The organism is Waterburya sp. (assembly GCF_058530065.1).
This window is the reverse complement of sequence record NZ_JBZNBU010000132.1, coordinates 1-7,633: the sequence shown is the minus strand read 5'-3', so window position 1 is coordinate 7,633 and position 7,633 is coordinate 1. Positions and strand designations below refer to the sequence as shown.

Annotated in this window: 6 protein-coding genes and 1 pseudogene; 4 read left to right on the top strand and 3 right to left on the bottom strand. The window is 37.7% G+C overall.

The genetic code is table 11. The features are described from left to right. Positions 1–296 precede the first annotated feature (296 nt). A complete protein-coding gene (locus AC33VI_RS08785; protein WP_491781889.1) occupies positions 297–779 on the top strand; it encodes a glutathione peroxidase in 483 nt (160 codons plus the stop codon). A gap of 153 nt (positions 780–932) precedes the next feature. Here AC33VI_RS08785 and yaaA read toward each other — a convergent pair whose 3' ends face one another. From yaaA to ligA, 3 genes are all read right to left on the bottom strand, one after another. Beyond that, positions 933–1,724 (bottom strand): peroxide stress protein YaaA, encoded by a 792-nt coding sequence (gene yaaA / locus AC33VI_RS08780; RefSeq protein WP_491781888.1) that lies wholly within the window; start codon positions 1,722–1,724, stop codon positions 933–935. 100 nt (positions 1,725–1,824) lie between these two features. Next, on the bottom strand, positions 1,825–2,340 hold the full coding sequence (locus tag AC33VI_RS08775) for a hypothetical protein (protein ID WP_491781887.1): 516 nt from the start codon (positions 2,338–2,340) through the stop codon (positions 1,825–1,827). Positions 2,341–2,477: 137 nt separating this feature from the next. Continuing rightward, positions 2,478–4,496: an NAD-dependent DNA ligase LigA gene (gene ligA / locus AC33VI_RS08770; RefSeq protein ID WP_491781886.1), complete on the bottom strand. Its 2,019-nt coding sequence runs from the start codon at positions 4,494–4,496 to the stop codon at positions 2,478–2,480. A gap of 128 nt (positions 4,497–4,624) precedes the next feature. On the opposite strand from ligA, the gene AC33VI_RS08765 reads away from it, so the two are divergent. The 3 genes and pseudogenes from AC33VI_RS08765 (at position 4,625) to AC33VI_RS08755 (ending at position 7,339) form a co-directional block, all read left to right on the top strand. Next, on the top strand, positions 4,625–5,401 hold the full coding sequence (locus AC33VI_RS08765; RefSeq protein ID WP_491781885.1) for an ABC transporter permease: 777 nt from the start codon (positions 4,625–4,627) through the stop codon (positions 5,399–5,401). 851 nt (positions 5,402–6,252) lie between these two features. Then, positions 6,253–6,519, top strand: a pseudogene (locus AC33VI_RS08760) (Mo-dependent nitrogenase C-terminal domain-containing protein); the annotation flags it as partial. 52 nt (positions 6,520–6,571) lie between these two features. Then, complete coding sequence (locus tag AC33VI_RS08755; protein WP_491781884.1) at positions 6,572–7,339, top strand: hypothetical protein; 768 nt, start codon at positions 6,572–6,574, stop codon at positions 7,337–7,339. Positions 7,340–7,633: the final 294 nt, after the last annotated feature.

The following is a 7,633-nucleotide window of genomic DNA, read 5'->3' as shown; positions in this document are numbered from 1 at the left end:
ACTCGATTATTAAGTTGTTTCCGACGAGGCTTTTTGGTGATTTTAGCATCTGTGATTAAGGGAATGCCTTTACCTAAAGGCAGCTTTATTCCCGATTTTTCTCCAGCCCCTGGATGAATCTTAAAAACATACCCTTGAAAGCTACTCCCTACTCCCTACTCACTACTCCCTACTCCCTACCCACTACTCACTACTCACTACTCCCTACCCACTACCTAAAAAGATAATCGATCGCTTGGGGTAGAAATTATTGTAGGATTTACCATAGTTAACAAATCTTATTCTAATACCGAGACATGAGTAATATATCCGACATCAGCGTAAAAACTATCGATGGCAAAGAAAAGAAAATTGCCGACTACCAAGGAAATGTATTGTTGATTGTTAATGTTGCTTCCCAATGCGGTTATACTCCTCAATACACTGGGTTAGAAAAACTAAACCAAGAGTACGGCGACAAGGGTTTAAAAGTTATGGGTTTCCCTTGTAATGATTTTGGCGCGCAAGAACCAGGAACAAACGAAGAAATCCTTCAATTCTGCACTACTAATTATGGCGTAGACTTCGAGCTGTTTGATAAAGTTCATGCCAAAGGTGCAGAACAACATCCTTTATACAAAACTCTGACTTCTTCCGTCGAACCTCAAGGGGATGTAGCTTGGAACTTTGAGAAATTCTTAATCGACAAACAAGGCAATGTAGTTGCTAGATATAAGAGTGGCGTTACTCCCACTTCTGCTGAATTGACTAGTGCTATTGAAGCTGAGTTGGCTAAGTAAGTCTTGTTTTATTAGACGAGGGGATAAGGTGACTGGGTGACTGGGTGACTGGGTGACTGGAAAAAGCGTAGCTACCTACTACCTACTACCTATTACCTAAAAACGAGTTGACAAACGGTATAAGGCGTTAACTTGTCACCAATCTCCAATCCCTTATACTTGTTGGTTGCGAGTAAAAACTAAATTGTTACCATCGGATAGTTCCTTGTTAAAACTATATCCAGCTTCTTGAAAGCCTTTTATTTCTTCAACTTTTTCGATACGATTTTTGATTAAATAGGCTGCCATCATACCGCGAGCTTTTTTGGCATAAAAGCTAATTATTTTATATTTATCATTCTTCCAATCTTTAAAAACTGGAGTGATAATTTCTGCCGCTAATAATTTGGGTTTGACCGCCTTAAAATATTCATTAGAAGCTAAATTGACTACAAGATTGCTGTTTAGTTTTTCTAGTTGGGTTGTGATCGCGCCAGATATTTTATCTTGCCAAAAATCGTAGAGACTATTAGCTTCTAAATTGGAAAATTTAGCCCGATTCAGTTTAGTACCCATTTCCAAACGGTAAGGTTGAATCAAATCTAACGGTCTGAGTATGCCATATAATCCAGATAATATTCTTAAATGCTCTTGGGCAAAATCAAAATCTGCCGAACTAAAACTAGTTGCATTCAAACCCTGGTAAACATCTCCTTGAAAAGCTAACAAAGCTGGTTTGGCATTGGTATTGTCGAATTCAAATTGCCAATCTTGATAGCGATCTGCGTTTAACTTGCCTAACTTATCGCTAATTTGCATCAAGCTAGAAATCTCTTGGGAAGATAGACTTCGTAGCTGATTGACCAATATTTCCGTATCCCTCAGAAAAACAGGTTTAGAGAAGCGATCGCATTGACTGGGAGTTTCAAAATCGAGGGTTTTGGCAGGAGAAATTAATATTTGCACTAGTCTTGAGTAAAACTGACAATATGCTCGGATATTATATTATGATGCCATCTAAATTGATAATACCCGAACAATATTTTAGGTTTTGCAACTTGGGAAACTATGAATTTAAGCTACAGTAACTGCGAAAAAAAGTTTTTAATAAAGCGGTAGCAAAAACTAGTTTAACTACTTCTAACGCCCAATAAACTAAGTGAGTAACCATCATGCCAGTAGAGGTAGCTTCTGGGGCAGGAGAAAATAAATCTAGAGACATTCCCATACTACTCATCTGGGGTGTAAAAACATAAGTATAGGTCAGAGAAATTAACAACAATCCAGTTGCCATTAAAACAGATTTATAACTAACTTTTTGCTCGAAACAATCAGCAAAACGATAATACAAACAACCAGTTAAAACTGTAGCAGCACATAACAATTCTATATGGTTGAAAGTGCCAAAAATAACATAGCCAGCACTGGCAAAACCCGACTCATTCATCATGCCTGTAGTTAGCATTCCAGGTACGATCAAGAAATCAAAAATTAAACTACCACTAAGCCAAAATCCTAAAGCAATCACTATTGCAGTTGACCAGCTTATGGATTTAGCAGTGCGAGAAGAAATAGCTTCCATAACTGTATATAAAGATAATTACTCTTTTATTTTAATCAGTCTGGGATCGAATATTATTGACTAGTTAATAAAACAACATCTTACTTGTGGTTAATTCAAATAAGGGGATTGCCATAGCAGTATCAAGAAAATATTGTTTAGGATTTAATCAATTTTAATAATTCAGCTTCACTTATCCGAGTGATGCCTAATTTTTCAGCCTTAGCTAGTTTAGAACCTGCATTTTCCCCTAACAATAAATAGTCGGTATTTTTACTGATAGAACCCGTTACTTTGCCGCCTGCATCTTCAATTAACTTTTTGGCTTCATTACGTTTTAAACTGGGGAGAGTTCCTGTAATCACAAAAGTTTTTCCCCCTAGAACTGAATTGAGATTATTTTCTTCACTATTACTATTAGTTGTGTCTGCTTTAAAATTTAATCCTACCTCTTGCAATTTACCGATCAAAGCTTGATTAGCTGGAACTCTAACCCATTCAAATACCGATTGGGCAATTTCTTCGCCGATGCCATATACTGCCTCAATTGCTTCAAAAGGTGCTTGGGATAATTCTTCAATCGAAGGAAAACTGTTACTCAAAATCTTGGCGTTGGTACTGCCTACATAGCGAATACCCAAACCGTATAAAATGCGATCGTAAGATTGGTTTTTCGATTCGGCGATCGCATCTACTAAATTGGCAGCAGATCTTTGCCCCATCCGTTCTAAACTAGCTATTTGTTCCACAGTTAAAGAATATAAATCGGCAACGGAAGCGACTAACTTATTTTCAATGAAAAGAATGGCGATTCTTTCTCCCAAACCGCGAATATCTAAAGCATTGCGGGAAGCCCAATGAATGATACTACCCCGTAAGATAGCAGGACAAGAAATATTGACGCAACGAGTCACCGCTTCATTTTCTGGGCGTACCAAAGGAGAATTACACTCTGGGCATTCTTGTGGCATCTGATAGGGAATAGTCCCTTCAGGGCGCAAATCGGGCAATACCCGAACTACTTCGGGAATAATTTCCCCTGCCTTGCGAATAATTACCGTATCGCCAATACGAATATCCAATTCTGAAATGCGATCGCTATTGTGGAGAGTTGCCCGTTGTACCGTCGTGCCTGCTAGCTGTACTGGCTGCATCACCGCCATGGGAGTTACCGCCCCAGTACGCCCGACATTCACAATAATATCTTTAACAATAGTGGGAGATTCTTCGGCGGGATATTTAAGTGCGATCGCCCAACGAGGAAATTTATTGGTAAAGCCTAATTGTTTCTGGAGTTGATAGTCATTGAGTTTTACTACTACCCCATCAGTCATATAGGGTAGGGTTTTTCTTCCCGTATCCCATTCCTTAAAGTAGGCTTCTACTTCTGCTAGAGAATTACACAGCTTGCGGTTGGGATTAACTAAAAAGCCCATCTCTTGTAGTAACTCTAAAGAATTCCATTGAGAAGCTATCTCTTGTTGTTCTGAATCGACAATATATAAGGTATAGGCAAAAAAGTTTAGCTTGCGCTGGGCTACTATTTTAGAATCTAGCTGACGCAAAGTACCCGCAGCAGCATTGCGAGGATTGGCAAATAATGCTTCTCCCGACTTAATTCGTTCTTGATTGATTGCTTCAAAAACAGCTAAAGGTAAAAATGCCTCTCCTCTGACTTCTACCCTAGCTGGAGGATTTTCCAGATTCAACTTCAAAGGAATAGTCCGAATCGTTTTAATATTTTGGGTAATCTCTTCCCCCGCTACTCCATCACCGCGAGTTGTTCCCCTAACTAAAATACCGTTTTCGTAAGTTAAAGCGATCGCACTACCATCAATTTTTAATTCACAAACATAACTATATTCATTGGGTAAGGATTCCAACTGTCGTTGCCAGCGAGTTTCCCACTTAGCCAACTCTTCAGAATTAAACGCATTTTCCAAACTATATAGAGGTATATTATGTTTAACCGAACTAAACTGGGATGCTGGCTTGTCTCCTACCCTCTGTGTCGGACTATCGGGAGTAATTAATTCGGGATATTGGGCTTCTAAATCCTGTAGCTGGCGGTACAAGCGATCGTATACTGCATCTTCCATAATTGGATTATCGAGGACGTAATAAGCATATCCCGCTTTTTGCAATTGTTCTCGCAGTTTAATAATCTGTTTTTTCATCTCCCCATCTCCGCAACTTTCCCTGTTTTAACAATCTGACATCTATTATTAATACAAATAAACTTATATTTCAGCAACCTGTAGGGGCTGTTCCCGAACAGCCCCTACAATTTATAATTAATTACCAAATGAAAGATTTAATTTCCCTCGATACATTCGATCTGGTGTTGTGCTTGGGCATAATTGCGATCGCCATCTCCCTGTCTCTCTGGCAAAAATTAGGTTTAGAAAAGCAACTGGCTTATGGTGCGGTGCGTTCTTTGATGCAGTTGATTGCCATTGGTTATGTTCTAGATATTGTGTTTGCGATCGATAATTGGTGGGCGGTAATTATCATTCTGGGCATCATGCTGACAATTGCGACTATTGTGACTCGCAACCGCATCGATAAGCAATTTAAAGGACTTTTACCTACTGTAGCTTTATCCTTAATTGCCAGTAGTGTTTTTACCCTGGCTTATATTATTCTTCTAATTATCCAACCCGATAAATGGTACGAGCCTCAATATCTGATACCTCTGGCGGGAATGTTATTTGGCAGTGCTATGAATAGCGCATCCTTAGCGGGCGATCGCTTTTTAAATAGTATCAATCAAAATCGTTTGGAAATAGAAACTCATCTTTGTTTGGGTGCTACTCCTTACCAAGCTATTTTTGCCTACAAAAAAGAAGCGATTCGCACGGGCTTGATTCCTATACTGAATAATATGGTGGTTGTTGGTTTAGTAAGTTTGCCAGGAATGTTTACGGGACAAGTATTGGGCGGTAGTAATCCTCTCGATGCTGCTTCCTACCAAATTCTGATTTTATTTGCGATCGTTCTCACTAATCTCATTGCCACAATTTTGGTAACTCAAGGTATTTATCACAATTGTTTCGAGGGTGATTGTTTGATACAGTCTTAAATCAAAAAAAGAGACTGGAGAATATTTTCGCCAATTTAGTAACATTGACTACATTTTTCCCTGCAACTAAAAATTACTAGCGTTATACTGACCTATGGCAAGAAAAATTGAATGTCTGATTCAATCGATAATGTTCGTAAATCCCATTTAATTCCAGAGATAATATTCCAGGTATCTCGTGTCATTAGTTTCAGTAATAGTTGAGCTTACTGTGTCAAACGAATCAAGTTTCTCTTAGTTAATGAGTAGAATTTACCTAAACTAAGGTTTCAGTTTTCAGTCAATTTTGTAACAATATTTTTGCTTGAATATCTATACATCTTTAAGCCAATTTTGATAGTCGATTGAAAACTAATAAGGTTTGAGTCTAATTACTTTAGAGTGCTAGGTCATGCTTAAAAAGCACTAACAAAGGCAAAGAATCTAACAAATGTTACACAGATAACAAAATAAAATATTTTTATCTGTTAGAAAATACCAGGTACATTTTATTTACCTTATGTTCGATCTTGACTAATATTAGATTTACAAATTCTTAACTAGGACTTCAAGTAATCTTTATCAAAATTAAGCGATTATACTCATGCACGATAACTGAAAAATCGTGCAGGATGATAACAGCAAAAACTAAGAAAAATTCTAGAGTTCAGATGTTTCTCAAATAAGATCCAGGTCACTTATTAAATACAATTTTTGTAATTTAATGGACATTAGCTCGAATTAGAAGCATGAATTGAAGTTTTCCAACGTAAATATCTTCAACAATTAAGAATGAGGTTGGATTGACCGTCAATAACTAAAAAGTATCGATCGCAGTGAAGGAGTTAATTATGAACGCAATACACAAACCAAAATCCAAAATTGACATTTTTGCTCCACTAAGAAAATGGTTGGACAGCGTAGAAGTCAAAAATAGCACCCTAGCCCATCGTATTTGTCGTTCGATTCCCAGCCAATGTCCTTTTGAAAAGGAAATTAAATTATTCGGACGTACTATTGTCAAAATTCCTCCCATGTGCAAGCTCAATCCTCTATATAATGAGGTTGTAGCCCTGCGTTTTCGGGCAATTTGCTATTTAGCAGATGTTTGTGGAGAAGATATTAGCGCGTACTGCTAACGTACATTAGACTAGAGAAGTTGAAAATTTTTATTCTCTCCTACGGACTATCGTGGCAATCATCGCGTTAAAAGCTTGGTATTTAGAACAATACGAACCAATCAAAAAAGTAATTCAAAAACCCTGTACTCTACGTTTGAGTAGAAATAGTTTATTAAAAACGGGTTTGCGAGCCGATTTTTTAGACGATCGCTTGGAAGTAGAAGGATCGGATTGGTTTGAAAATTATCTAGCCAATAAAACCGTAGAGTTTTATATCCAAGGTAGCGGTACATATATAGTATCGAACGTAGATTTGGTTTCCCAAGAAATATATTTCACCAAATGCACTAGCATTTCAGGACTCGAACCAATTATCTACTACAGTCCTCAAAAGCACTATCAACCAGCTAATGAAGCCATTACTGAGGCTTTACATAACATTATCGACAAACTGTCTACGCGATCGCGCATTCCTCTATCTTTAGAGGTAACACCACAATCATCCGAATCGCCCCTACGTCTTAGTAACAGTCAATTTCGCAAAATTAATAAAAGTCTTTTACTGATTGCTGACGTGACCCCCATTAGCAATATAGTAAGAGAAGAAGGGTCTAATTTATTAATAGATTCCAACGTTTGCGTTGAATTGGGCTATGGCATTCAGCATAAAGATAACGGGCAAATTTTGCTTCTCAATATGGAACGTTCGGATTTATCAGGTACGCCACCGTTTGATATGGTTGGTTACAAACAACTGAGCTTTAACGATGGAAAACAACTTGCCAAAAGCTTACCTAAACTAATAGATACTCTCTTACAAAGATACGGTTTATATTGAGATTTATAGTAATTTTACTGCGCTTTTTACATGGGTAGACCACATAATTAAACTTTAAAAACTAAGAACTAATACCAATTCTCGAATACAACGAGAGACTTCGGTTGTGGCAGGGGTTAGGGTGTAGGGGTTAGGGGATAGGGTGTAGGGAAAACAAAGGTTGTGGTTTTTTGGTGAAAAGAGATAAATGTCTTGATGTCTCCAGACACTTTTGAGAATTGGTATAAGAACTAAAAACTAAAAACTACGAACTAGTAAATTTTCCCAGAGAGCTATTCAACTGAAAACGGCTGT